The 26,925-nt window shown below is 28.6% G+C and carries 22 protein-coding genes; all 22 read left to right on the top strand.

The window, feature by feature from the left end:
* The coding region (locus GQ540_RS06060; protein ID WP_291798820.1) for an HD domain-containing protein at positions 1-1,004 on the top strand (1,004 nt) is incomplete at its 5' end.
* 34 nt (positions 1,005-1,038) lie between these two features.
* Positions 1,039-2,073 carry a UDP-3-O-(3-hydroxymyristoyl)glucosamine N-acyltransferase gene (lpxD, locus tag GQ540_RS06055; protein ID WP_291798818.1) on the top strand — a complete coding sequence of 345 codons (1,035 nt, stop codon included), beginning with the start codon at positions 1,039-1,041 and terminating at the stop codon, positions 2,071-2,073.
* The gene (locus tag GQ540_RS06050) at positions 2,073-3,473 is read left to right on the top strand and encodes a bifunctional UDP-3-O-[3-hydroxymyristoyl] N-acetylglucosamine deacetylase/3-hydroxyacyl-ACP dehydratase (RefSeq protein ID WP_291798816.1); all 1,401 of its coding nucleotides are present in this window, start codon (positions 2,073-2,075) and stop codon (positions 3,471-3,473) included. The genes lpxD and GQ540_RS06050 overlap by 1 nt, the downstream gene beginning before the upstream one ends.
* On the top strand, positions 3,470-4,252 hold the full coding sequence (lpxA, locus tag GQ540_RS06045; RefSeq protein ID WP_291798813.1) for an acyl-ACP--UDP-N-acetylglucosamine O-acyltransferase: 783 nt from the start codon (positions 3,470-3,472) through the stop codon (positions 4,250-4,252). Before GQ540_RS06050 ends, lpxA begins: the two co-directional genes overlap by 4 nt.
* A 94-nt stretch (positions 4,253-4,346) precedes the next feature.
* Complete coding sequence (gene efp / locus GQ540_RS06040; RefSeq protein ID WP_291798812.1) at positions 4,347-4,910, top strand: elongation factor P; 564 nt, start codon at positions 4,347-4,349, stop codon at positions 4,908-4,910.
* Between the two features lie 8 nt (positions 4,911-4,918).
* Positions 4,919-5,842 carry a UDP-3-O-(3-hydroxymyristoyl)glucosamine N-acyltransferase gene (locus tag GQ540_RS06035; RefSeq protein ID WP_291798809.1) on the top strand — a complete coding sequence of 308 codons (924 nt, stop codon included), beginning with the start codon at positions 4,919-4,921 and terminating at the stop codon, positions 5,840-5,842.
* Positions 5,843-5,918: 76 nt separating this feature from the next.
* Positions 5,919-6,791, top strand: a complete 873-nt coding sequence (gene sucD / locus GQ540_RS06030) for a succinate--CoA ligase subunit alpha (protein ID WP_291798806.1) — start codon at positions 5,919-5,921, stop codon at positions 6,789-6,791.
* A gap of 106 nt (positions 6,792-6,897) precedes the next feature.
* Positions 6,898-7,644, top strand: coding sequence for a 3-oxoacyl-[acyl-carrier-protein] reductase (gene fabG / locus GQ540_RS06025; protein WP_291798803.1), 747 nt, complete (start codon positions 6,898-6,900; stop codon positions 7,642-7,644).
* Between the two features lie 10 nt (positions 7,645-7,654).
* Positions 7,655-8,194, top strand: coding sequence for a hypothetical protein (locus GQ540_RS06020; RefSeq protein WP_291798801.1), 540 nt, complete (start codon positions 7,655-7,657; stop codon positions 8,192-8,194).
* Between the two features lie 2 nt (positions 8,195-8,196).
* Positions 8,197-10,221: a VWA domain-containing protein gene (locus GQ540_RS06015; protein WP_291798798.1), complete on the top strand. Its 2,025-nt coding sequence runs from the start codon at positions 8,197-8,199 to the stop codon at positions 10,219-10,221.
* 128 nt (positions 10,222-10,349) lie between these two features.
* Positions 10,350-10,730, top strand: coding sequence for a hypothetical protein (locus GQ540_RS06010; RefSeq protein ID WP_291798795.1), 381 nt, complete (start codon positions 10,350-10,352; stop codon positions 10,728-10,730).
* A gap of 81 nt (positions 10,731-10,811) precedes the next feature.
* Positions 10,812-15,140 (top strand): CusA/CzcA family heavy metal efflux RND transporter, encoded by a 4,329-nt coding sequence (locus GQ540_RS06005; RefSeq protein ID WP_291798792.1) that lies wholly within the window; start codon positions 10,812-10,814, stop codon positions 15,138-15,140.
* Positions 15,141-15,150: 10 nt separating this feature from the next.
* On the top strand, positions 15,151-16,278 hold the full coding sequence (locus GQ540_RS06000) for an efflux RND transporter periplasmic adaptor subunit (protein ID WP_291798789.1): 1,128 nt from the start codon (positions 15,151-15,153) through the stop codon (positions 16,276-16,278).
* Positions 16,279-16,365: 87 nt separating this feature from the next.
* The gene (locus tag GQ540_RS05995) at positions 16,366-17,196 is read left to right on the top strand and encodes a prohibitin family protein (RefSeq protein ID WP_291798786.1); all 831 of its coding nucleotides are present in this window, start codon (positions 16,366-16,368) and stop codon (positions 17,194-17,196) included.
* A gap of 583 nt (positions 17,197-17,779) precedes the next feature.
* Positions 17,780-18,994, top strand: coding sequence for an AAA family ATPase (locus GQ540_RS05990; RefSeq protein ID WP_291798783.1), 1,215 nt, complete (start codon positions 17,780-17,782; stop codon positions 18,992-18,994).
* A gap of 1 nt (position 18,995) precedes the next feature.
* The gene (locus GQ540_RS05985; protein ID WP_291798780.1) at positions 18,996-19,643 is read left to right on the top strand and encodes an HNH endonuclease; all 648 of its coding nucleotides are present in this window, start codon (positions 18,996-18,998) and stop codon (positions 19,641-19,643) included.
* 328 nt (positions 19,644-19,971) lie between these two features.
* Complete coding sequence (locus tag GQ540_RS05980; protein ID WP_291798777.1) at positions 19,972-20,403, top strand: hypothetical protein; 432 nt, start codon at positions 19,972-19,974, stop codon at positions 20,401-20,403.
* A 152-nt stretch (positions 20,404-20,555) separates the two neighbouring features.
* Complete coding sequence (locus GQ540_RS05975; RefSeq protein ID WP_291798775.1) at positions 20,556-22,592, top strand: N-6 DNA methylase; 2,037 nt, start codon at positions 20,556-20,558, stop codon at positions 22,590-22,592.
* Positions 22,593-23,777, top strand: coding sequence for a hypothetical protein (locus GQ540_RS05970; protein ID WP_291798772.1), 1,185 nt, complete (start codon positions 22,593-22,595; stop codon positions 23,775-23,777).
* 162 nt (positions 23,778-23,939) lie between these two features.
* Positions 23,940-24,527 carry a hypothetical protein gene (locus GQ540_RS05965; protein ID WP_291798770.1) on the top strand — a complete coding sequence of 196 codons (588 nt, stop codon included), beginning with the start codon at positions 23,940-23,942 and terminating at the stop codon, positions 24,525-24,527.
* A gap of 334 nt (positions 24,528-24,861) precedes the next feature.
* Positions 24,862-25,188 carry a helix-turn-helix transcriptional regulator gene (locus GQ540_RS05960; protein WP_291798768.1) on the top strand — a complete coding sequence of 109 codons (327 nt, stop codon included), beginning with the start codon at positions 24,862-24,864 and terminating at the stop codon, positions 25,186-25,188.
* On the top strand, positions 25,189-26,925 hold a 1,737-nt coding region (locus tag GQ540_RS05955), incomplete at its 3' end, for a DNA methyltransferase (protein WP_291798765.1). It abuts the gene before it with no gap.

Raw genomic sequence — 26,925 nt, 5'->3', positions numbered from 1 at the left:
ACCTAAAACTAAAAGGAGTTGAAATTTCAGATGAAGAAGCGAATGCACTTTGTATTGCTATTTTATTGCATGATATTGGTCACGGAGCATTTTCACATGCATTAGAGCAAAGTATTGTCACCGGAATTCATCACGAAGCAATTTCATTAAAATTTATGGAAGCTTTAAATGATGAGTTTAGCGGACAACTTACATTAGCAATTACCATTTTTACAGAAAAATATCATCGTAAGTTTTTATATCAATTGATTTCAAGTCAGTTAGATATGGATAGATTGGATTATTTAAATAGAGATAGTTTTTATACAGGTGTTGCTGAAGGAAATATTAGTTCTGAACGTTTAATAGCCATGTTAAATGTAAAAGAAGATAATTTAGTTATTGAAGAAAAAGGTATTTATTCTGTCGAAAAATTTATTGTTGCAAGGCGATTAATGTATTGGCAAGTTTATTTACATAAAACAGGTTTAGTTGCTGAAAAGTTATTAGGTAAAATTTTAAAACGAGCTAAAGAGTTATCTTTGTTAGGTGTAGAATTACCTGCAAGTAAAGCCTTTACATATTTTTTAAATCATCAAATAAGTGAAGATAATTTCACATTAGAAACGCTTAAAACATTTGCTAAATTAGATGATTATGATGTGTTTTCAGCTATAAAAGAATGGATTTCACATGACGATAAAGTTCTTTCAAAATTATCTGAAAATTTAGTTAACAGAATGTTGCCAAAAGTAATTCTTCAAAAAGAACCATTTACGGAACTTCAAATAAATGAAATAAAGCAAGAAGTTAAAAGCACATTTGAACTAAGTAATTCAGAATTAGATTATTTTGTATATCACGGTAAAATACAAAATCAGGCTTATGATGCCACTAAAAATAACATTCGAATTTTATATAAAAATGGTATAATTAAAGATGTAACAGAGGCTTCAGACCATTTAAATTTACAAGCATTGTCAAATACAGTTTACAAGTATTATATATGCTATCCAAAGAAATAGGTAGTGTTCAATTTTTTATTTATTTTTGCAATTCATGAAATTTACAGCAAACCAAATAGCGGAAATTTTAGAAGGGGAGATTGATGGTAATGAAAATGCAGAAGTTTACAAACTTTCAAAAATTGAAGAAGGTGAAAATGGATCGTTAACGTTCCTTTCAAATCCAAAATATACACCATATATATACTCTACAAAGGCTTCTATTGCCATTGTAAATAAAAATTTTATTCCTGAAAGTAAAATAGAAACAACCTTAATAAAAGTAGATGATGCTTATAAAGCATTTTCTAAATTATTGGCATTTTACGATGAAGTTAAATCTAACAAATCAGGAATTGAGACACCATCACACATTAGTGAAACTGCAAAACTTGGAAAAAACATCTACTTAGGAGCATTCGCTTATATAGGAAATAATGTGATAATAGGTGATAATGTGAAAATTTATCCGAATGTTTATATTGGCGATAATGTGAAGATTAAAGCTAATACTACTATATTTTCTGGAGCAAAAATTTATTCTGAAACTGAAATTGGTGAGAATTGTGCCATTCATTCAGGAGCTATAATTGGAGCAGATGGGTTTGGATTTGCACCAAATAAAGAAGGAGATTTCAGCAAAATACCTCAAATAGGCAATGTTATTATTGACGATAATGTAGATGTAGGAGCAGCAACAACAATTGATAGAGCTACATTAGGTTCTACAATAATTAGAAAAGGAGTGAAACTTGATAATCAAATTCAAGTAGCTCACAATGTTGAAATAGGTAAAAATACCGTAATAGCGGCACAAACAGGTATTGCAGGTTCAACAAAAATTGGTGAAAATTGTATGATTGGAGGACAAGTTGGTATCGTTGGACATATTACTATTGGTAGTAATGTTCGTATACAAGCACAATCGGGTATTTCAAGAAATATAAAAGATAACGATATAATTCAAGGTACACCAGCAATTGGTTACTCAGATTATAATAAATCTTACGTATATTTTAAAAAATTGCCAGAATTAGTGGCTACTATAAATTCATTACAAAAAGAAATAAAAGCTTTAAAAGACAAATAATGAGTAATACACAAAAAACAATTAAAAATGAAGTAACACTATCGGGTGTTGGTTTACACACAGGAAACAAAGTGACTATGACTTTTAAGCCTGCGCCTGTAAATTATGGTTATGCTTTTGTAAGAATTGATTTAGAAGGAGAGCCTGTAATTGAGGCAAGTGCAGAATATGTTGTTAACACCCAAAGAGGAACAAACTTAGAAAAAAGAGGCGTTTTTGTGAATACATCAGAACATGTTTTAGCAGCTGTAGTAGCATTAGGAATTGATAACATTTGTATTGAAATTAATGCAGCTGAACCTCCAATTATGGATGGTTCATCTAAGCATTTTATTGAAGCATTAGAAAAAGCAGGAATTGTTGAACAAGATGCTGAACGTGAAGAATATATTGTTAAAGATATTATTTCATATAAAGATGAAAAAACAGGAAGTGAAATTATTTTAATGCCATCTGATGAATATCAAATAACTTCAATGGTAGATTTTGGGACTAAAGTATTAGGTACACAAAATGCTACATTAGACTCACTTTCAGATTTTAAAGCTGAAATTGCTGATGCAAGAACATTTAGTTTTTTGCACGAATTAGAAATGTTACTTGATAATAATTTAATTCAAGGAGGCGATTTAAATAATGCGATAGTTTATGTAGATAAAGAAATTTCTACAGAGACTATGGATAAACTTAAGAAAGCATTTAATAAAGAATCATTAACTGTAAAAGCGAATGGTATTCTTGATAATTTAACGTTGCGTTGGGCTAATGAAGCTGCACGTCATAAATTATTAGATGTAATTGGTGATTTAGCTTTAGTTGGTACTAGAATTAGAGGAAAAGTAATTGCAAATAAACCAGGACATTTAGTAAACACAGTTTTTGCTAAAAAATTACAAAAAATAATTAAGCAAGAAAAAAGGAATAATGTACCTGTGTACGATTTAAACAAAACGCCTTTAATGGATATTCATCAAATCATGAATATTCTTCCACATAGACCACCATTTTTATTAATTGATAGAATTTTAGAATTATCTGAAAATCATGTGGTTGGAATGAAAAATGTGACAATGAATGAGCCTTTTTTTAATGGCCATTTTCCAGGTGCTCCAGTAATGCCAGGTGTGTTACAAGTTGAAGCTATGGCACAATGTGGAGGAGTTTTAGTATTAAGTTCAGTTCCAGATCCTGAAAATTACTTAACCTATTTTATGAAAATGGATAAAGTAAAATTCAAACAAAAAGTATTACCAGGTGATACTCTAATTTTTAGAGCAGAATTAATTACGCCAATTAGAAGAGGTATTTGCCATATGCAAGCTTGTGGATATGCAAATGGAAAATTAGTAGTAGAAGCAGAATTAATGGCTCAAATAGCAAAAAAAACAACAGTAGAATGAATCAACCTTTAGCATATATACATCCAGGAGCTAAAATAGCAACCAATGTAGTAGTAGAACCTTTTACAACAATCCATAACGATGTAATAATAGGTTCAGGAACTTGGATTGGTTCTAATGTAACTATAATGGAAGGCGCAAGAATTGGAAAAAATTGTAGAATTTTTCCAGGTGCGGTAATTTCAGCAATTCCTCAAGATTTAAAGTTTGATGGTGAAGATTCTCTAGCTATTATTGGTGATAATACTACAATTAGAGAATGTGTAACTGTAAATAGAGGTACAAAAGCTTTGGGTAAAACTCAAATTGGTGATAATTGTTTAATTATGGCTACTTCACACGTAGCACATGATTGTATTATAGGGAATAACTGTATTTTGGCAAATGGGTCAATTATTGCAGGTCATGTAACTATTGGAAATTTTGCAATTTTAAGTGGTTTGGTAGCAGTGCATCAATTTATTCATATTGGCGATCACGCTTTAGTTTCAGGAGGTTCATTAGTTAGAAAAGATGTTCCACCATTTGCAAAAGCAGGAAAAGAACCATTATCATTTATAGGCATTAATTCAATTGGGTTAAGAAGAAGAGGTTTTGAAACTGAGAAAATTAGAGAAATTCAAAATATTTTTAGAATTTTATATCAGAAGAATTACAATACTACTCAGGCTTTAGAAAAAATTGAAGCCGATATGGAAGCAACAAAAGAAAGAGATCAAGTTATTCTGTTCATTAAAAATTCTCAAAGAGGAATTATGAAAGGATATACAGGTAGTTAATTAAAAAAAACATTTAACTAATTGAAAGTTAGAATTTTAAAAGCAACCATCTAAACTAAAACAATAAGTAATAATTTAACGAATAAACGACTAAATGGCAACAACATCAGATATTAGAAATGGATTATGTATTAAACATAATAATGATATTTTTAAAGTAATAGAGTTTTTACATGTAAAGCCAGGTAAAGGTCCTGCTTTTGTTAGAACCAAGTTAAAAAGTTTATCGTCAGGAAAAGTATTAGATAATACATTCCCTGCTGGAAGAAAAATTGAGGATATAAGAGTTGAAACTCGTAAATATCAATTTTTATACCCTGAAGGTGATACATTTCACTTTATGAACACAGATGACTATAACCAAATAACATTAGAGAAAGAAACTCTTGATACACCTGAGCTTTTAAAAGAAGGTGAAGTAGTAACTGTAATCTTTAATACTGAAGATGATATGCCACTTTCAGTTGATATGCCTGCAAGTGTTATTTTAGAAATTTCTCATACAGAACCTGGTGTGAAAGGAAATACAGCTACAAACGCAACAAAACCAGCAACTGTTGAAACGGGTGCAGTAATAAATGTACCCTTATTTATTAATGAAGGTGATAAGGTTAAAATTGATACTTCAAAAAGTTCATATTTAGAACGAGTTAAATAGTAAAACTCATGAAATTTCCTAGAGTTTATAGTTTAGATGAAATAGCTAAATTAATTGATGCTACACCTGTTGGTCCTACAAGTTATCCTGTTTATGGTTGTAATGAAATTCATGTGGTTGAAGAAGGAGATATTGTTTTTGTTGATCATCCTAAATATTACGATAAAGCATTAGAATCTAAGGCTTCTGTAATATTAATAAATAAAAAAGTTAAATGTCCGCAAGGAAAAGCATTATTAATTTCTAAAGACCCTTTTAGGGATTTTAACAAATTAACGAAGCACTTTAAACCTTTTGAAATGGCAACGGGTTTAATTTCAAAATCAGCTAAAATTGCTGAAAGCACTTTAATTCAACCAAATGTTTTTATTGGAAATAATGTTACTATAGGTGAAAATTGTTTAATTCACCCAAATGTAACTATTTACGATAATTGTAAAATTGGTAATAATGTAACCATTCATGCAGGAAGTATATTGGGAGCTGATGCTTTTTATTATAAAAATAGGGCAGAAGGTTTTGATAAACTAGTATCAGGTGGTAATGTTATTATTGAAGATAATGTAGATATTGGAGCGCTTTGCACTATTGATAGAGGTGTTTCGGGAGATACAACTATAAAAAAAGGAACCAAAATAGACAATCAAGTACAAGTTGGTCATGATACTATAATTGGAGAAAAATGTTTAATAGCTTCTCAAACAGGTATTGCTGGTTGTGTTGTAATTGAAGATGAAGTGACTTTATGGGGACAAGTTGGAACGAATAGTGGAATAACAATAGGAAAAGGAGCAATAGTTTTAGGTCAAACAGGCGTAACAAAATCCATAGTTGGAGATAAAACTTATTTTGGAACTCCAATTGATGAGGCTAGAAAAAAATTAAAGCAAATGGCAGAAATAAAACAATTCTTAAAAAATCAAAAAAAGTAACATTTATTTCATTCTAAACTTATAAAAAAATTACTTTTGTAATCATAAAATATAATCATTATAAAAACATACTTCAATGAGCGTTTTAGTTAATAAAAATTCAAAAATAATTGTACAAGGTTTCACAGGAGGAGAAGGTACTTTTCATGCAACTCAAATGATTGACTACGGTACTAATGTTGTAGGAGGTGTTACACCAGGTAAAGGAGGTCAAACACACTTAGATAAACCAGTTTTTAACACTGTACAAGATGCTGTTGATAAAGTTGGAGCAGACACTTCAATAATTTTTGTTCCACCAGCATTTGCAGCTGATGCAATTATGGAAGCTGCAGCAGCAGGAATAAAAGTAATTATTTGTATTACTGAAGGAATTCCAGTTGCAGATATGGTAAAAGTGAAAGCTTATATAGAAAATAAAGAATGTAGATTAGTTGGTCCAAACTGCCCAGGAGTTATTACTGCTGGAGAAGCAAAAGTTGGTATTATGCCAGGTTTTATTTTCAAAAAAGGAAATGTAGGAATTGTTTCTAAATCAGGGACTTTAACCTATGAAGCAGCTGATCAAGTTGTGAAAAGAGGTTATGGTATTACTACAGCGATTGGTATTGGTGGAGATCCAATTATTGGTACAACAACAAAGGAAGCTGTTGAATTATTAATGAATGATGATGAAACTGATTTAATTGTAATGATAGGTGAAATAGGTGGGCAATTAGAAGCTGAAGCTGCTCGTTGGGTAAAATCTATAGGTAATAAAAAACCTGTAGTTGGTTTTATAGCTGGACAAACTGCACCAAAAGGAAGAACAATGGGACACGCTGGCGCAATTGTTGGTGGAGCTGATGATACTGCACAAGCAAAAATGGCAATTTTAAAAGAGAATGGAATTTATGTTGTTGAATCTCCTGCTAAAATTGGAGAAAAAGTGGCTGAAATTTTAGGTTAAAATTTAACTAAACAATATAGAAAAGCTTCCTTTATGGAGGCTTTTTTTATTCAAATGTGTATATTTGATTTATCAAAAAAATAAAATAGTAAGTAAATAATATAATATGAAACTTTTAGAAAATAAAACAGCGTTAATAACTGGTGCAACTAGAGGAATAGGAAAGGGAATTGCAGTAACTTTCGCTAAACAAGGAGCAAATGTTGCTTTTACATACAATTCATCTGTTGAAGCAGCTCAATCTTTAGAAAAAGAATTGGAATCCTTCGGAATAAAAGCTAAAGGATATCAATCAAATGCTGCAAACTTTGATGCAGCTCAAGAATTGGCCGCTAATGTTTTAAAAGAATTTGGAACTATTGATGTTTTAATAAATAATGCAGGAATTACAAAAGATAATTTATTAATGCGTATTTCTGAAACAGATTTTGATACTGTAATTGAGGTGAATTTGAAATCAGTTTTTAACTTAACAAAAGCGGTTATTAGACCAATGATGAAACAACGTGCAGGTTCTATTATAAATATGAGTTCTGTTGTTGGTTTAAAGGGAAATGCAGGGCAAGCAAATTATGCGGCTTCAAAGGCAGGTATTATTGGTTTTTCTAAATCTGTAGCATTAGAATTAGGTTCAAGAAATATAAGAAGTAACGTGATTGCTCCAGGTTTTATAGAAACTGAAATGACTGAAAGTTTACCTGAAGATAAAGTAAAAGAGTGGCGAAATGCAATTCCTTTAAAACGTGGTGGAACTCCTGAAGATATTGCAAATGCTTGTGTGTTTTTAGCTTCAGATATGAGCTCATATATTACCGGTCAAACGCTTAGCGTAGATGGTGGAATGTTAACATAAAATTTAACTCATGAAAAAAATATTATTATCTATACTTTTTTTAGCAAGTATAACAATTTCTAACAGTCAAGAATGGGAAACTTTTAAAAGTTTGGAATTTGAGTTTAAGTCTGATTTTCCTGGAAAGCCTTATACAACAGTTCAAAATGTACCAACTGATGTTGGTGAAATAAAAATTGATATGTTTATTTTAGATAAATCTTCTGATACATCTAGCAAAAATTTACTATTTTTAGTTAGTCACAATATTTACCCAGAAGAATCATTTAAAAATATGACTGCAGAAGGAGAATCAAGTGTTTTAGATAATGCAGTTTATGGATCATTAAATAGTGTAAAAGGGAAACTGTTATATAATAATGAAATAGAATTTAATGGTTATCCAGGAAGAAGTTCAAAAATTGAAATGAGTGGTTCGTTTGTTTATTTGAATATTTACTTAGTGTATAATACTATGTATATGCAGCAAGTTATATGTTTAAATGAAAATGATAATAATAGAGATATTAAACAATTTTTGAACTCATTTGAGCTTATTAAAACAAAATAAAATTGTTAACTAACACACTGTTTTACATATTATTATCATTTGTAATAGCGCTATTTTTAGCGCTTTTTCAATATGTGTATAATACTAAAAAAACGACACTTCATTTTGTGTTATGTTTAGTACGATTTATAACGTATTTTTTAGTTTTATTAATGATTATAAATCCTTCAATTGATAAAAAAAACATAGAAGTAATAAAACCAAATCTTTTGGTTGCAGTTGATAATTCATCTTCAATAAAATATAATTCACAAGATAAAAATGTTCGTAAATTAGTGAGTTTAATACAAAATGATGAAAAATTAGCGAATAAATACGCTCTTAAATATTATAGTTTTGGAACTAATTTAAATGTATTAGATTCTTTAAATTTTAATAAAAATCAATCAAATATAGCACTGCCATTTCAAGAGTTTTCAAAACTATATAAAGAAAATTCTTCACCAGTTATAATAATTTCTGATGGTAATCAAACTGTTGGTAATAGTATTGAATATTCTAATTATAAAAGTCCAGTTTTTTCACTTATTGTTGGTGATACTGCAACTTCTGAAGATATTTATATAAAACAACTAAACAGTAATAAATCAACAACTATACATAATAAGTTTCCTGTTGAATTATTTATAAATTATACAGGAAATAAAGCTGTTTCAAAAAAACTAAATATTTTTTATAAGGGAAAGATTATTTACAGTGAGCAATTTCAATTTTCAAAATCTTCAAATGTAAAAACAGCAACATTCTTTTTAACTGCGACAGAAAAAGGAATTCAGTATTATACAGCAAAAATTGAATCGCTTGAAAATGAGCAAAATGTTATAAATAATACTAAAAATTTTAGTATTCATGTTATTGAAGAGAAATCTAAAATAGTAGTGTTAAGTTCAATACTTCATCCAGATTTAGGAATGTTAAAAAAAACTATTGAAAGTAATAAACAACGTACAGTTACTATTTCAACTATTCAAAATTTCAAAGAAAATATATCTGATTATCAACTAGTTATTTTATATCAGCCATCTGAAGAATTCGAAAATATTTTTAAAAGTATTGAAAAACTGAAGTTGAATTACTTTGTAATTTCTGGGTTAAGTACAGATTGGGATTTTTTAAATACTATTCAAACTAATTTTTCGAAAAATATAATTACACAATTAGAAAGTTATCAGCCTATTTTTAATTCAAATTATGCTAGTTTTTTAAGTGATGATATAGGTTTTTCAAATTATGCACCTTTAGAAGATTATTTTGGAGATGTTACTTTTTCTGTACCTTCTAATGCATTATTATTTCAACAAATAGGTGTAATTGAAACAAAAAAACCATTATTAGCAACATTTGAAAATAGCAACCAAAGAGTTGCGGTGTTGTTTGGTGAAAATTCTTGGCGTTGGCGAATGGAAAGTTTTAAAACTGTACAAACATTTGAATATTTTGACGGTTTTATAGCTGATTTAATTCAATATTTAACTTCAAATCAAAAGAATAAGCGTTTAACCGTTTCTTTAGAACCCATTTTTTATGCCAATGAAACCGTTAAAGTTTCGGCAAATTATTTAGACAAAAACTTTAATTTTGATTCTAGAGCCAAACTTTGGTTAACAATATCTAATAAAGACGAAAATTTCATAAAAAAAATACCTTTTGCAGCTTTAGAAACAAGATTTATAGCTGAATTATCAAATCTAGTTTCAGGAGAATATAATTATGCGGTTTCAGTTGAAAACCAAGATTTAACTTTATCTGGCAGTTTTAAAATTTTACCTTTTGAAGTAGAACAACAATTTAACAATACCAATGATGCAGCTTTGAAATTGCTGAGTTCGCATACACAAGGTGAAATTTATTATGAGAATCAACAAGCGCAGTTGTTAACCAATTTATTTGAAGATCAGCGTTTTAAAAGTGTTCAGAAGGAGACTATTCAAAAAACACCTTTGATTCATTGGAAATGGATTTTAGGATTAATTTTACTTTCTTTGAGTATAGAATGGTTTGTTCGTAAATATTTTGGAAAAATTTAAAAAGCATTCATAAATATACTTCATAAGAAAAACCTATACTCAAATTGAAAAATATGATTGTAGAAGTTATTTTAATTTTTAAGAATACGTAATATTTGTAATGGTATGTTTAAACCCATTTTTTATTAATGAATAAGATTCTTGTAATCATATTATCTTTTACAATTTTATTTCAAAGTTTTAACCTTGATTTTTCCGATTTTGGTAAAATTCCTACACTTGTAAATCATGTAGTTTGCCATTTTGAAACAGGTGATAGCTTTTCTGATTTTATTTCAATGCATTATGGCAGCGAAATAAATACGCATAAGAATGAACATAATGAACATAAAGAATTACCTTTTAAGCATTCACATTTTGAAATTCATTATCAAGATGTTTATGCACTTTTCTCTGAGTCTATTTTTATTCCTTTTAAAGAAATAGCATTTAAAGAAAGTAAGTTTGCTTATAATGAATCTACTTCAAATTTATTTGTAAACAGCTTTTTACAACCACCACAAAAGTAACATAGTACACTATTTTTTATCGTTAAATTTGAATAGCAATAACTTGTTATTCAATAATATACATTATTAACTAATTAAATTATGTTACAAAAAATTATTAAGGTTAGTATTGAAAATAAATTAATTATTTTATTAATTACCGCTGCAATTTTTGCATTTGGTTTATTTTCATTAACACAAATACCAATTGGAGCAGTTCCAGACATTACCAATAACCAAGTTCAGGTAATTACAACTTCAAGAAATTTATCTACACAAGATGTAGAGCAGTTTATTACATATCCTGTTGAGTTAGAGATGGCAAATTTGCCAGGAGTTCAAGAAATTCGTTCAATTTCAAAATTTGGATTATCGGTGGTTACTATTGTTTTTGACGATGCGATTGGAACCTATTTACCAAGACAATTAATAGCTGAAAAAATTAAAACAGCAGCAGATAAAATTCCAGAAGGTTTTGGAACTCCAGAAATGGGACCAATAACTACGGGTTTAGGTGAAATATATCAATATATTTTAGATACAAAGCCTGGATTTAAAGATAAATATTCTCCAATGGAACTACGAACCCTGCAAGATTGGGTTGTAAAACGTCAACTATCTGGGATTCCAGGTGTAGTTGAAGTAAATACTTGGGGAGGTTTTTTAAAGCAATATGAAGTTGCAATAAATCCAGAGAAATTAAAATCAATGAATATTAAAGCCTCTCAAATTATTGATGCTTTAGAAATGAATAATAGTGTTGCTGGTGGTGGTTATATTGAAAAAAGTAATGAGAGTTTCTTTGTGCGTGGTGAAGGAATGATAAAATCTATTGAAGACATTGAAAATATTGTTATAAAAAATGTGGACGGTATTCCAATTTTAATCAAAGATATAGCAGAAGTTAATTTTGGTTTTGCAAATAGATTTGGAGCTATTACTGGAAATGGAGAAGGAGAGAAGGTTTTAGGGCAAGTAATGATGCTTAAAGATGGCGATTCTAACAAAGTTATTGAAGCAGTTAAAGAACGTGTTGCTGAAATTCAGAAGACTTTGCCTGAGGGTGTTTTTATTAACGGATTTTTAGAACGAAGTGAATTAATAGGAAAAACAACTTTTACAGTTGCTGAAAATTTAATTTTAGGAGTTCTTATCGTAATTTTTGTAGTAATACTATTATTAGGAAGTTTCCGATCCGGATTGGTTGTTGCTTCGGTAATACCATTGTCATTGCTGTTTACATTATCTATGATGTATATTTTTGGTGTTGATGCTAATTTAATGAGTTTGGGCGCCATAGATTTTGGTATTATTATAGATGGAGCTGTAATTATTGTTGAATTTATTGCCTTTAAAATTACAAGTAATAGAGATGAATTAATGAAGCTGTCAAAAAGTGATAGGCAAGATAACATTGATAAAATTACGTATAAGAGTAGTTCTAAAATGATGACTTCGGCTATTTTTGGTCAGCTTATAATTTTAATTGTATTTATTCCAATTCTGTCATTAAGTGGTGTTGAAGGAAAAATGTTTAAACCAATGGCCATGGCATTTAGTTTTGCTTTAATTGGCGCCATGTTTTTATGTTTTACATATGTTCCAGTAATTGCATCCATCTTTTTAAAGCCTGAAAAAGTTTCTAAAAACAATATTTCACAACGTTTAATGAACTTCTTTTTAAGTTTGTATGAACCAACTATTAAATGGGCATTAAACCATAAAAACACTGTTATTATCTCTTCAGTAGCGTTATTAATAGCAACAGGTGTTCTTTTTTCAAGAATGGGAGGTGAGTTTATACCAACATTAGATGAAGGTGATTTTGTAATTCAGCCTGTTTTAAAAACCGGAACGTCATTATCAAGAACTGTTGAAATTACAACACAAATTGAACAAATTTTATTAGATAATTTTCCTGAAGTAGATCAAGTTGTTTCACGTATTGGTGCTGCTGAAGTACCAACAGATCCAATGTCTATGGAAGAAAGTGATGTTATTATTAAATTGAAACCGAAAGGAGATTGGGTTTCTGCAGATTCAAAAGATGAATTAGCCGATAAGTTTAAAGAAAAACTATCCATTATTCCTGGAGTAGATTTTGAATTTACACAACCTATTGAAATGCGTTTTAATGAGTTAATTACAGGTGTTAGAGCAGATGTTGCTATAAAAATATTTGGTGAAGATTTAACAATTTTAGCTGAAAAAGCTGATGAAATTAAAACTAAAATTGCAAATGTTGAAGGTGCAGCAGACATTATAGTTGAGAAAATAGATGGTTTACCACAAATGACGGTTACTTATAATAGAAAAAAAGTAGCACGTTATGGATTAAATATTCAGGATTTAAATCAAGTAGTTTCTATGGCTTTTGCTGGTCAAACGTTAGGAAATGTTTTTGAAGGAGAACGTAGATTTGATTTGGTGATACGTATGCAACCAGCATACAGAAAAAACATAGAAAATCTTAAAAATCTATATGTTGATGCTCCTTCAGGAAACAAAATTCCATTACATGAATTAGCAACTATTGAATACACAAAAGGACCTGCAAAAATATCTAGAGATGATACCAAAAGACGTATAGTTATTGGTGTAAATGTTAGAAATAGAGATATGGAATCTGTGGTAAAAGATGTTCAGAAAATTATAGAAAATCAAGTTAAATTACCAGTTGGGTACACAGTTTCTTATGGAGGACAATTTGAAAATTTAAACAGTGCAAAAGCACGTTTAAAAGTAGCAGTTCCAATTGCTTTATTACTTATATTTATATTGCTGCATTTTGCATTTAAATCTATAAAAGAAGCATTAATGGTGTTTTCAGCAATTCCATTATCTGCCGTTGGTGGTGTTCTTTTCTTATGGATGCGAGATTTACCTTTTAGTATTTCAGCAGGTGTAGGATTTATAGCGTTGTTTGGTATTGCAGTACTAAACGGTATTGTACTTATTGAACATTTAAAAGAATTAAAAGAGCAAGGTATGGTCAATGTATATGAAAGAATAATATTAGGAACAAAAGAGCGTTTACGTCCGGTTATTTTAACTGCAGCAGCAGCAGCTTTAGGTTTTTTGCCAATGGCAGTTTCAACCAATGCTGGAGCAGAAGTTCAACGGCCGCTAGCTACTGTTGTAATTGGAGGTTTAATAACAGCAACTATTTTAACGTTAGTTGTTTTGCCCGTATTATATGCAATTTTTGATACGAAGGAATTTAAAATAAAAAGAAAAAAGAAATTGAATTCGACAATTATTTTATTATTTCTTTTAGCTCCAGTAATTGGGTTTTCTCAAGAAAAAGCAATTTCTATTGAGGAAGCAATTTCAATTGCAATTGATAACAATGCGCAGTTAACTATGAAACAATTAGAAGTAGATAGAAGCGATAAATTGATAAAAAGTGCTTTTGAAATTGATAAAACCAAGGTCTATTATAACTATGATAAAACTAATTTAGGAATTGACGGCAAACCTCTTGAAACATACGGAATAGATCAAACCATTGAATTTCCAACAGTGTATTTTGCTAAAAAGAAGGTAAATAAAATTAACACGAATTTAGTTGAGATAAATTACCAATTAGCAAAAGATAACTTGATTAAAAATGTTTCAAAAGCATATCATACTATTGTTTATTTAAATCAGAAAAAGGAACATTTAGTTGTTATAGATAGTTTATATAAAAACTTTTCTAAATCTGCTAAACGTAAATTTGAATTGGGAGAGTCTAACTATTTAGAAATGATAACTTCACAATCTAAACACAAGCAATTCTCAATACAGTTGGAGCAGCTTCAAAATGATATAAATATAGCGTATGAAGCCTTAAATTTATTGTTACAAACAGATGAGAGATTTAAAATTTCAGGAACTAATTTATCGAAAATTGAAATTAAAAATTTAGAATTGGAGAATCATTTGATTAATAGATATTACACTGAGAATAGTAAGTTGTTCAAAGCAAAAAAAGAAGTTGAAAAACAACAGTTATTGCCAGACTTACAATTCAATTATTATAACAGTAAAGATTTAGCTGCTAATGCTTCTGTAAATAGTTTTCAGGTAGGTATTTCAATTCCTATTTTCTTTTTTGGAAAATCTGCTAAAATTAGTGCAGCCAAAATACAAGAAGATATTTCTAAAGAATTGATAATTGATTCAAATTTGAAATTGAAGTCGAAATACAAGAGTTTGCTAGAAGAACTCAAAAAGAATGTGGCACAGCTAAATTATTACACTGAAAGCGGTGAGAATTTAGCAACAGAAATTTTAAAAACAGCCACGTTAAGTTATAAAAATGGTGGAATTGATTTTTTTCAATATATACAAAGTATTGAAACCTCTAGTCAGTTGAAAATCAATCATCTTAATAACTTAAACAACTACAACCAAATTGCTTTAGAATTAAATTATTTAAACTTATAAATTGATACAAATGAAAACATATATAATAAAAAGTATATTTCTATTTTTAGTAATGGGCGTAACATCTTGTGACTCTTCAAAATCTACTGAAAAAGAAACTGAAACTTCAGAAACTATTGAAAGTAGTATTGAAATTACAACTGCTCAATTTGAAAGTTCTAAAATGGAATTGGGACAAGTTTCTACACAAACTTTTACTGAAGGTATAAAAACAAACGGTTATATTGATGTTCCTCCAGCTTACAGAGCAAAAGTTAGCGCAATTATGGGAGGTTTTATTAAAAACGCACCTTTGTTAATAGGAGATAAAGTAAATAAAGGACAATTATTACTAACTATTGAAAACCCTGACTTTATTGAAATTCAACAAAATTATGCTGAAATAACGGAGCAATTAATTTATTTAAAATCGGAAAATGAGCGTCAGAAAACACTTTTCAATGAAAAAATTACTTCTCAAAAAAACTATTTAAAAGCTAAAAGCGACTATAAAAGTGCGTTGGCTTTATCCAATGGATTAGCCCAAAAGTTGAAATTAATGAATATTAATCCTGTAAATGTGAGAGCTGGTAAAATTACGTCAACAATTGCTATTTATGCACCAATAAGCGGTAGTATTACAGCTGTTTTTACAAATGTTGGTGAGTTTAAGAATTCTTCAGAAGTTTTATTAGAAATAATAAATGATGAACATAAACATTTAGAATTGGTTGTATTTGAAAAAGATATTTTAAATGTTAAAGAAGAGCAACCTATTTTATTTAGTATTCCAGAATCCTCTTTAAATAAACACAATGCAACAGTTCATTTAGTTGGTAAATCTATTAATGAAAATAGAACAGTAAAAGTTCACGGTCATTTAGAAAATGAAAATGAACCTTTTTTAGTGGGAATGTTTGTAGAAGCTAAAATTATAACAAATTCAATTCAAAAAATAGCTTTGCCAGTAAGTTCTGTACTTGAAGAAGATGGAACTTTTTATATTTTAGTTTTAAAAGACAGAAATGAAAATTCTTATCAATTTGAAAAAATAAAAATTACAATTGGCGCTAAAAATGAAGATTGGATTGAAGTATTAGATTCAAACTTAAGTGAAAAGGAAATACTCATTAAAGGTGCCTTTCTTCCAATAGAATAATTAATAGCTAAATATTAGTTAAAATGATAATTATGCTTATTTAATGAATTCTGTTTCGTATTTTTGAGAAAATTTAAAAATAAAAAAATGAGTAATAACGGACAATTACAATTACCGAAAAGTTTAATGCCTATGATATTAATAGGTATTATAGCAATTATATTTTTATCAAAATCAACAGTAACTATAGATGCCGGTGAAGCGGGTGTCTTGTGGAAACGTTTTGATGGAGGTGTAGTAGTAGATCAACCACCATTAGGTGAAGGATTTCATGTGGTAGCACCTTGGAATACAGTAATCGTTTATGAAGTACGTCAGCAAGAATTATTTGAAAAAATGAAAGTGCTTTCTTCAAACGGTTTAGATATTATTTTAGAAACATCAGCTTGGTATTTGCCAAAATCTAATGAATTAGGTAGTCTGCATCAAGATATTGGTGAGAATTATTTAGATCGTGTAATTAAGCCTGCGTTGCGTTCTGCAGCTCGTAGTGTTGTTGGTAGATATACACCTGAACAATTATACGCAAGTAAAAGAGATGTAATTCAAAGTGAAATTTATGATGAAACAAAAAAGATTCTAGATAAGCAATACATTCAATTAAATGAACTTTTAGTTAGAGATGTAACATTGCCAGCTACAATTAAAGATGCGATTGAACGTAAATTAAAACAAGAGCAAGAATCTTTAGAATATGAGTTTAGATTGGTTACAGCAGCTAAAGAGGCTGAAAAACAAATTATTGAAGCAAAGGGTAAAGCTGATGCTAACCGTATTTTAAGTGCGTCTTTAACTGATAAAATTTTACAAGATAAAGGTATTGAGGCTACATTAGAGCTTTCAAAATCACCTAACAGTAAAGTTGTTATTGTAGGTAGTTCTAAAGATGGTTTACCATTAATTTTAGGGAATAATTAAAAAGCATAATTTCGTATAAAAAAAGCCAAAACAATTAATTGTTTTGGCTTTTTTTATTGCTTACCTATTTACTTCCTTTTTTTAGAGCTTTATGATTTTCGTAAAATAATAAAACTAGAGATAGTATATTAGGCTGGATATAAAGTTGCGAGAATTAGAGTTCCATAAATTAATTTTAAATTAAACATGAAACAAGCGATTTAGAAGTGGTAAATCGCTTGTTTCCACATTGTTAATTTGTAGCGTGATGCAGAATTGAACTGCAGACAAACCATTTAAACTTATTCATAATAGTAAACATTTGGAAAGTTATTATTTAGAATTTTAATAAATTACATATACATATTTATTTATAATTTAATTAATCTTATATTTGGTAAGTAAAATGCTTATGGGAATAAAATTGCAAAAATCACAAACCTAATTTATAGAAGAGAGAAGTTTATTTAGTAACCATAATAGTGGCAATTTATTAACGGATAAAGAAAACAAAAACATGCGTTTATCCCGATATTAAAAGTGATAAATGTTAATAAATGAAATGATATAACACGTTATGCCCAATTAGAACAAAAATTAAACTATGAAATTTAAAAACTTAACAATTAATGAATGGAAACAATTTGAAAAATTGGATATTGATTTCCATAATCAATTAACTATTCTAACAGGCGCGAATGGTGCTGGAAAAACAACAATACTTAATTTATTAGCAAAACATTTTGGTTGGAATTCAATTGAACTTTCTACGCCTGCCAAAGACAAAAAATCAGGTTTTATAAAGTTTTTTACAAGATTCTTTAAAAGTCCAATTGAATCACCCAATAATACTATTGGAACATTAACATATGATGATAATGTTAAAGCTATGCTTCAGATTCCAGTTAATGATTCAGCTCAATATAATATTGGTATTTCTCCTCAAAAACCAGTATTAGGTTTTAATATTCCTTCACATAGACCAACTTTTCATTATCAAGCAGTTCAACAATTATCATTAGCTAAACGAAATAAACAACAAGCATTTCAACTTGTGTCAAATAGTTCTAAAAATAGAAATTTTGGAGGTGGAGATAAACCAAGTAATTTTTATATTAAAGAGACTCTTTTAACTTGGAATATTTTTGGATATGGAAATCCTGAAATGGAACCCGATCCAGAATATATGGGATATTATCAAGATTTTCAAGAGGTGCTAAAAAAAATACTTCCAAAAAGTTTAGGTTTTCAAAACTTTTCTGCTCGAAAATCTGAAATAGTTATGGTAACAGAAAGTGGTGAATATATGCTAGATGGCTGTTCAGGAGGTATAAGCTCCCTAGTTGATTTAAGTTGGCAGATTTTTATGTTTAGTACGCAAGAAAAAAGAAATTTCACAATATTAATCGATGAAATAGAAAATCACTTACACGCAACTATGCAAAGAGCCATCCTGCCAGATTTAATTTCTGCATTTCCTAATGTACAATTTGTTGTTTCCACTCATAGTCCATTAATTATAGGTTCTGTCAAAGATTCTAATGTTTATGCTTTAAGGTATAATCAAGAAAGAAAAATAGAAAGTGAAATACTTGATTTGGAAAATAAAGCAAAAAATGCAACTGAAATTTTAAATGAGGTACTTGGGGTTTCATTTACAATGCCAATATGGGTTGAAAATTCTTTAAATGAGATTGTAGACCAATATGCCAATAAAAAAATGAATGAGACTATATTTGATGAAATGAGACAAGAATTAAAAACTTTAGGTTTAGAAGAATTGATGCCTTTAGCAATAAAAAATGTATTGAAAAATTAATATGATTAAACTAATAAAAAAACCAGAGCCACAAGTTCTTTCAACAAATAAATCTAACTGGACTACTCTACTATTAGGTCATATTTCTAGAGGAGAAAAAGTTCCTTCTGTTCTATCAAATGCATATAATACAACAGAAGTTAAAGATAGTTTGAGACTTGAAAGTCATAGTAAATGTATGTATTGTGAAAGCAAGGTCGGACATATAACTTATGAACATATTGAGCATATAAAACCTAAAGCAAAAACAAAATTTCCACAGCTAGCATATGAATATGATAACCTGGGGTTATCCTGCCCAAAATGTAATATGAACAAAAGTGACACTTACGATATAAATAACACTTTTATAAACCCGTACATTGATAATCCCATCACTCATTTCGTTTCATATGGTGCTTTTATTTGGGCAAAATCTGGAGACAATAGAGCAAAATTAAGTGAATTAGAAATTGACTTAAATAGAGCAGAGTTACTAGAAATAAGGGGAGAAAGGATGAAAACGATTAGAGGTCTTGTTGATACATACAATAACACACCAAACGGAATTTTAAAAAATGCTTTAAAAAAGGAAATTGATTTAGAAATTGCAGAAAATAAACCTTATTCCTTTTCTGCTAAAAAATTAGTTCTAGATTTAATGATATAAAAACTGGGCATAACAACTGGTATAAAAAATTGCTTAATTCAATAAAATAGAATGTTTCTAAAACATAAATAACTTAAATTTAAACATCGGAAAATTACGTTTTCAAAAACACAACTTTCCATACCAAAAACCGTTGGCAACAATAAAAAAATTGAACTAGAATGAAAAAATTGTTTAATGGAGAAAACTTACTAAACTTTTTTTGGATATTGTTCGGATTATTAATCGGAATGAATTATTACTCAAAACAAGAATATTTGATTACTGGAGTAAATTTTATGATTGCTATTCTATATTCTTGGAAAATTATTCAAAAATTTCTAAAAAAATGAAAAAGATTTACTTTGATGATATTACTAATTTCAGAAAAACTTGGATTCTTAAAAGTATTTTCCTGATTGGAATTATTTGTATTCTAGTTGGATTCTTTTATAACCCAATCAATGAAATTGAAACGGTTTGGATTAAAAGAATAAAACAAATTGGTTATTTATTTTTTGCATTTTATTTTATAAATAAAATAATTAGGAAAAATTACGTTCAATGGAATAAGGTCGGAATGACAGTAAGAATTAACAGCTATTTACAAGAAAAAAGAGTTACGTTTAACGAGGTTTATTCCTATGAACTTATAAATGATTATTTACGAATTTTTCAATCAAACAAAACGGTTGATTTAGATTTAAGTAATGTTCTTGATTCTGATAAAGAAAGATTGATTGAAATAATAAAAGATAATACTGTAGCCAACAATGGCTAAAAAAAATTGCTAAATTTAATGATTAGAGAAATCCGACAAACAATAAAACGAAATAACAAACATCGGAAAATTACGGTCTACCGACCGCAACTTTCCTTAGCCTAAACCGTTGGCATTCATATTGACAAACGACAGTACAAACTGATAAATTAATGGCAAAAAAGAAAAAAACTAAAAAAGAAGCTTTAACAGTATCAAGATTTATTAATGAAATTTTAGTTGAACAATTAAGAATACCATTCAAAAATATAGTCAACGACACGACTTTTTCTGAATATACAGGAAATAAAAGACCAGACTTATTAATCTCTGAAATAGCTTACAATCCTGAAGAACAAAATGATGATGAGTATATTAAACATCTTTTAGCATATGCAGAAGCCAAAGATGATTGTAATTTTGATGACAGAGATTGGAAGGACGCATATAAACAAGCCAAGGAAAAATCTAAGCCAGATAAGTTAAATGTTCCTTTTTTTATTGTTACTAATTTAAAGCAATCCAGATTTTATAATTCTACTACAGGAAAAGAACTCCAATTAAACAATAATCCTATTCGTGATTTTCAAAATACGGATGTTTTAAGGTTAATTAATAAAAGGCTTTTAAAAAATAAAAGATTAGATAACATTTCTACTAATGCAGATACGCAATCTGCAATTTCAGAAGCCATATTTAACAAAAAACTATGGGAACTAGCAAATATTTATCGTGGTTTAGACTTTAAAAATATATCTGAAAAAATTGATTTTACTATTGGCTTCGTTGCTTTAAAGGTCTTTGAAGAAAAAGAAGAACAAGATAACACCAAAGATAAAACTAAGGATTATTGGACTGACCTTATTCAAGATATTAATGATAAAAAGAAAGACAGGTTTTTAAACAATTTGACAGGTTACATTTCTCGTCTTGAAAGTGAAACCGAATTCAAAGAATTCAAAGAATTAATGGATGTTGTTAATTTGAAAATTAGTTCAAAAGACAGCAATAATAAATTGATATTTAATGTTGATGATACTATAGAAATTTTTGAAGTCGTTGAAAGTATGGGAAGACTACACAATAGCGGTTTTGATTTATTTGGTGCAGTTTATGAAATGTTTGCCTCAAATAAAGAAAAATCAGATTTTGGAGAATTCTTTACACGTAGACATTATACTCACGCATTTACTAAATTACTTTTAATTAATGAGAAATCTTTTAATAATGAAGAATTTACAATTTTGGACCCAGCCTGTGGAACTGGAGGTTTCTTGACAGAAGCTTTTAAAATACTAAAAAACAATTATTACGAGACAAATACATTAAATGAAGATTCGATTGAGTTTTTAAAAGAAAACTGTTTCTACGGTTATGATGTTAAAGAAGAAAATGTTTCTCGTTCAAGATTAAATATGTTTTTGGTTGGTGATGGGCATACACATATTAGTAAAAAAGATACTTTACGGAACAAACTTAAACAAGAATCATTCGATTATATAGTTACAAATCCACCATATGGAAATGGTAACATTGAAGCTGAAACATCAGCTATATCTACAAAAAGATATGAAATTGCTTTTATTAGTAAAATACTTAAACTCTTAAAAGTAAATGGTAAAGCCTGCATAATAATTCCAGATGGATTTTTCGAAAATCCAAGTTTCGGAAAATATAGAGTTGAAATACTTGAAAAATGTAATATTCAAGCAATTATTTCACTTCCTAAGTTTGCTTTTGCACCTTATACTAAAGAAAAAACTTATGCAATTTTCCTTTCAAAAAAGAATGAAAACAACACTATAATTCAGCGTGAAAAAATTTGGATGTATATAATCGATAATGATGGATATGCAAATTCGGATAAACGTTTTCCAACAAAACTTAAAGATGAAAATCATAAATGGCTTCACGATGAAATTGCATCTTGGATTGATGAAAATGGTGATGAACAATTAGGTATTCTAGAAGAAAGATGGCTGAAATTTGATGACTCAAAAACTAATGGAACAGAATGGATTGATGAAAAAGGAATTACTAACACTATAAGAAAAGGTGGTTTTATTGCAATAAAAAACATAAATAAAAAAAATTATTTCAACCTTTTACCTGAATATCATTTGAGAAAAAAAGAACCATTATTTATAACATTAAAAGATTTAGATAAAGAAATAGATGACATTAAAAACTCTTTAACAACAATTTTTTAAATGGTTAATGTAAAAACAATTTTTAATGTGTTGAGTGGAAATTCTGGTATTACTGAGAGTCTTATATATTCATATACATTATCTACAGATACTAAATATGAAGTCTTATCAAGCTCAACTTCTGACAAAACTAAACTAGGCTATATTCCAAAATGTAATAATTTAAAAGGCGAAAAAATTTCAATATTTGAAAATACCTTAGGAATACTTGTCGTTAGAAAAGGTAAAGCTGGTCTTTTATCCTTTCTTAAAAAAGGGTTATATACAATTAACGATGATGCTTATATCTTATTTTTAAAAGATGATTTCAAAATAGCAAATGGTATAACTAATGAAAACGATGAAGAAGTATTTTTAAAATGGTTTATTTATAAACATCAACACAATTTGTATGAATATGCTTCAAACTCAGACAATGGAACTTGGAATAAAACTGCTTTTTTAAAGTATTGTGAAATTGATATTGACAATAAAAAAACGCAAACTATTTATTCAACTAGATATAATAGCATTAATTCTCTCAAAAGTAAACTTATTGATATTGATAGAGAAGTAGAAATATTATTGAATAAAAATATTTCATTGGATTTGTCAAAATATAATAAAACATTAAAAATAAATGAAATATTATCCTATGTGAGTAGAAATGATGCCCTAAGTGAAGAAGGTATTTATAACAATGTTAGACATAAGGATGATGAAGTTATTTCAGTATTAAGCGGTTCTCTATCAAAAGAAATTTATGGTGAGATAGCTTTAAATACAGATAAGGTTCATTATTTATCTAATAATCAAGGTTTAGTCGTTACATCACGTGGTAAGGCTGGAAGACTTCGATATTTAAAAAAGGGCACATATGCTACAAACACTAATGCATTTATTTTTTATTTAAATGATGCTATTAAAAAAGAATTAAATATTAAAAGCGAACAAGACGAAACTAAATATTTGAAATTCTTAAAAATATATCTTGAACCAATTTTTATTAATCTATCTTCTAATTCTGATGTTTCTGTTTTTCCATTAACAAAAATATTTGAAGAAATGGAATTACCTTTAATAAAATTAAATGTTGAAATAGAAAATATAGTGAATCGATATGAAAAAATATATTGCATAAAGGAAACTATAAATAACGAAATAAATAAAACCCAAGAATTGCTAAATAAAGAATTAGAACTATAAAATACGAAATGCCAACACCGTATATAAAAAATTGCTGGTTTTGGCTTAAACAAAGGTAGTTGCGTGTTTGCAATGTTCAATTTTCTTCGGAAAAACCTTGAATTCAAACACGCAACTTTCCATATACAAACACGTTGTAGGTAATTGCAAAAAAAGAAAAAGATGAATATTGTAGAAAAAGAATCTAAACAATTTGTGTATGAGTTTTTTCGAGGAACTTCAATCTGTAACATTGATAACCTAAAAGACAAACTTGAATCAAAACTTTATAATTTTAAACGAGAAAAGGATAAATTATTCTTTCTAAACGTCTTGAGAAAAGAAGTTGAGAATGAAAAAATTAAGCACGAGTTAAAATGTAAAACACCGAATTGTGCTGAGTCTGAAGAAAAAGAAACTGGGTTGTTTGTAATTGACCAGGAAATTGAGGAAATATCAAAATTTTATGAATTTGAGCCTAAACAATCAGATAAATTTGAAATTCAAGAACAAGTTGAATTACATACTAAGCTAAACGATATAATTGAACGATTAATAAAATTAGATTATGGACAAGAGATTATTTTCAATGAGATTGATGAACTTAAAGAACATTTTAATCTTGGAAAAAAGAATTGGTTTCAGTTATTAAAAGGTAAATTATTTGACCTAACAGTAAGTAAAGCTTTAGATGAAAAACTTGTTAAAGAAATTTATGAAACATTATCAGATGGATTTGATAATCTACCAGATTTAATTGACAAAATATAAACTACCTACAACACCTCATAAAATTTATGCTTACATTTAAACTAAAAATTAACGACAAAAATTCTAACAAACCGATTTGCTACAACCGAAAAATCTCCGATTTTCCAGTCGCACAAATCTTATAAAAATTCGTTACCTGCAAGCTGAAAAAAAGCCACCACACGGTCAAGCACATTTATTTTTTGCCAACGCTTAAAGCCAACGCAAAAAAAATAAAAGAGCTTTCCCTTCCCCACCGCCACCCGACCGAAATGAAAATCAAATTTAGTATCATTAAATCTCAAAATGTTTCTTATATTTGTCAATCAACGACAAGTCTAAACATTCAAGTCAAATGAAACAATATTTTGGAGAGTACATAAGAAATTTAAGAACGGAAAAAGGTTTTACATTAACTCAATTGGGAGCAAAGCTTGATTTAGATTCTGCAAATCTTAGTAAAATAGAAAATGGGAAAAGAGAATTTGATGAAAAAAGATTGGAATTATTAGCCTCAGTTTTTGGACTTGATATTGAAAACTTAAAAACTGAATTCTTTAGTGAAGTATTTGCTAAAAAAATATATCAAACTAATTGCTCTACAGAAGTTCTCAATGTTGCAGAAGAAAAAGTAAAATATTACAGAGAGCAAAATGTACAACAAGGAAAACTTAAATTATAAATGTCTCAAAGGAAACAACAATTAACCGAATTGGTAGAAAGATACCAAGTCTTCAAAAGAGAAGGACGTTTAGATTTAAGTTCTGAGGAAACGATTAGAACCTGGATAAATGAACTTCTTGCAATTTTTGATTGGAATGTTATGGACACGTCCCAAATACTGCAAGAAAAAGTATTATCACGAGAAGAAAAAGAAAGATTAGAAAAAATTGATTCAACTTCTACTCGACCAGATTACACTTTTAAAATAGGTAATCAAAAACTTACTTTTCTTGATGCTAAAGCAGTTTCTGTTAATATCGAAACGAGTAAATCTTCTGCTTTTCAAATTAAATCATATGGTTGGTCAATTTTAGCACCTTGTTCATTTTTAACAAACTTTGAGGAATTTGCAATCTATGATTGCACCTATATTCCAAGTCAATTACAATCAGCCAATCTTGGCAGAACCTATTTAAAAATAGATGATTACATTGAAAATTTTGATGTTTTAGAAAAACATCTTCTAAAGTCTAACATTTTAAATGGTACACTAGAAAAGCTATATTCAGATACACTTAAAAATGTAGGAAGTGTTCAAAAATTATCTCCTGATTTAGTTTTTGCTGAGCAACTTTCTAATTTTAGGTTATCTCTTGCTAAAAATATTGTAGAAAACAATAACGAACTAATTAACAATAACACAGAGTTACTATCGTATTTAACTCAGGTAATAATAAATCGAATAATTTTTATTCGAATATGTGAAGCACGCAGAATTGAACGAGAAGGCTTATTACTTTCATTTAAAGAAAATGGGTTTTGGTCTGAGTTCAAAAACTCATCCTACAATGATTTTTATGACCATTATGACGGACCTCTTTTTGATAGAATTAATACTATCCAAGAATTAGAAATTGACAACGAAGTCATTATGGAATTAATAGATTTACTCTATTACCCATCTCCATATAGATTTGAGGTTATTCCAACAAAGTTGTTGAGTGATATTTATGAAATTTTCTTGTCTAAAAAACTAGTAATTGAAAATGGAGAGGTTTCCGAAAAACTAAAACTAGAATACATCAAAACAAATGGTGCAATTAGTACACCTCAATATTTAGTTCAAGATTTACTTAAAAGAACAATCATAAAAGAAGATTTAATTGAAAGAGGTCTTGAAAGTGTTTCAGATACAAAAATTTTAGACTTTGCTTGTGGAAGTGGAATATTTTTGATTGAAACTTTTGATTATTTACAAGATGTATTTATTAATTACTACAAAGAAAATCCATCTCAAGAATTTAGTCATTTCTTTTTCCAAAATACTGATTTAACAACATTAACTATTGCTGGGAAAAGACACCTAATTACAAATTGCATTTTTGGAGTTGACATTGACCCAGAAGCTGTTGAAGTTGCTAGAATGTCTTTGTCTCTTAAAGTTGTAGATAGTTCTGAGTTTTATGAAAACTATCAAGAAATTGGAATTTTTGGCAATCAAATTTTAAATAATATTGGTAACAACATTAAATGTGGAAATACGCTCGTTTCAACAGATATAACTATAAAATACCCGCAAATAACTTCAGACCAAGAACAGCTTTTTAGAACAAATGCTTTTGACTACAATAGCTTAAACGGGTTTTCTGAAATCTTCAATAGCAAAGGTGGTTTTGATTACATAGTTGGTAATCCTCCTTATGTAGAAGTAAAAAATTATAATCTAGAATATCCCTTTATGCATCAATACATAAAG

It is taken from the genome of Lutibacter sp. (assembly GCF_013139515.1).
Lineage (GTDB): Bacteria > Bacteroidota > Bacteroidia > Flavobacteriales > Flavobacteriaceae > Lutibacter.
This window is presented reverse-complemented; position numbering and strand designations above follow the sequence as displayed.